The sequence below is a fragment of the Haladaptatus ordinarius genome (genome assembly GCF_054177595.1).
This window is the reverse complement of sequence record NZ_JBPEHH010000248.1, coordinates 1-1,678: the sequence shown is the minus strand read 5'-3', so window position 1 is coordinate 1,678 and position 1,678 is coordinate 1. Positions and strand designations below refer to the sequence as shown.

Here is a 1,678-nt window from a genome sequence, read left to right as displayed (position 1 = left end):
CTCTAAACAGTCCTCTTTGTCAGGTAGAAAGACCTCATTGACACTCTCTCTGCTGACCATGCTGGGGAAGGCTACGAACTCCAGTCATGAAAAAGTATTCACCGCTACAGATGAGCGTCTTTCATAATGGTTCCTCTTCGGTCGCCCCCCTATCGCCGGTTCTAGAACTCGTTATGAAGATCATGAGCACAATTCCCTGTTCTACGCCAGTCATGTTAATCGTTCACCCTAGACACACTCCGAACGAGTATCAACTAGCAGACGAGCGACAGTAGCGACGGCTCTCCTAGCCGAATAAGAGCAACTGTCGGAAGAAAAATTCACAACTCGACTGAGGATATACGCTCTGAAACGCCCGAATTTTGCTACCGGTTGCTTCGTTGCTCCGCTTTGTTCAGGTAGCTGTAATCCGTAACAGATTGGGGTGAAATAAACCCGCTCGGGAGAACTCAAATCCTTGAAAACTTGAGGAACCAGCGTACTGTCGGGGTGGCATAAAAATCATCGGCTCTACTGAAATCCTATTTGTTCGACGCCTTTCGGGTGATCTAGCCGTTAGGTGGGTGTGAGCAGTGAGTTCAGAGACTCGGTTTCACTACTTGCCACATGATACCAGGGCGGAACAGCGATGTCGGTCGGTTTTCCATGATGACGACGCGAATGAACGCCTCGGTCAACCTCCCATCGGTATGCGCCTTGCGGAGTAATCTGGCAACGTATCTGTTCACGAGGTCCGTTCCGAACGGTTTCGGGCCGGTCGTCTGTGGGAACTCGCAGTCGGAACCGACTGCGAGACTCCATGCATCATCGACGACTCGTGCGGTCCGCTCGAAAAACCGGAGTGCGAGTTCGTCACGGGTGGCCGTCGCCAGCGTGTGATGTAACTGTACGGCTTCGAGTGCAGCCACTGACATACCCTGGCCATATATCGGATTCAAGCTGGCGATCGCGTCACCGACGACGACCAGTCCATCGGGGAACCGGTCGAGGTCTTCGTAGCGGCGTCTGACCGACGACGGAAACGGATATCGATAGATGGTCTCGGAGACCAGCGCATGCTCGTCGAGGAGGCGACTAACGTCGGCGACTGGAAGGGTAGAGGCGTATTCGACGAACTCCTTGGGATTGGTCGGTGGCTGGTCCCCGTGCATGCCGGCCAACGTCACCAACCATCGACCGTTTTCGATCGGAAATACTGCGGCGCCGCGTGTACGAGGGGAGTCGGGCAGCACGAGGAACGCCTGGCGACTACCGGAGGGTCGTTCGAGGAGGGCCGTGCTGTACGCCAGATCGATCTGCACCTCGTCCTTCGGTGGGGCCGTATAGCCGTTGTTTTCCAGCCAGACCGGCGTTCGAGACGTTCGCCCGGTGGCATCGATCACCAACTCCGCGTCGATCTCTCGTTCGCCGTCGACGGTTCGCATAGTAACGCCATCGACGGTCGTAGCCTGCTTGTCGATCAGATAATCCTTGAAATGACATTCGTCCTTGATGGTTACACCGTCGAGCCCCGCAACTCGTCGTCGGGTTACCTGCTCGAAGAGTGGCCGACTCGCATTGTCGCTAGTTGTCCACTCTCTCGATAACTGCATCGGCAAAAGCTGCGCCTCACACGGTAAAGACCGCGAAATAAGACGAAGACTGTCTTGGATGCTGTGATGGGGCGTGAATATGTTGA

1 protein-coding gene is annotated in these 1,678 nt (G+C 55.2%); it reads right to left on the bottom strand.

The annotated features are described in order from the left end of the window. Window positions 1–578 precede the first annotated feature (578 nt). Entirely contained in the window at window positions 579–1,592 is a 1,014-nt protein-coding gene (locus ACR3FF_RS26945; protein WP_458191152.1) for an NAD(P)/FAD-dependent oxidoreductase, read from the bottom strand. Window positions 1,593–1,678 lie beyond the last annotated feature (86 nt).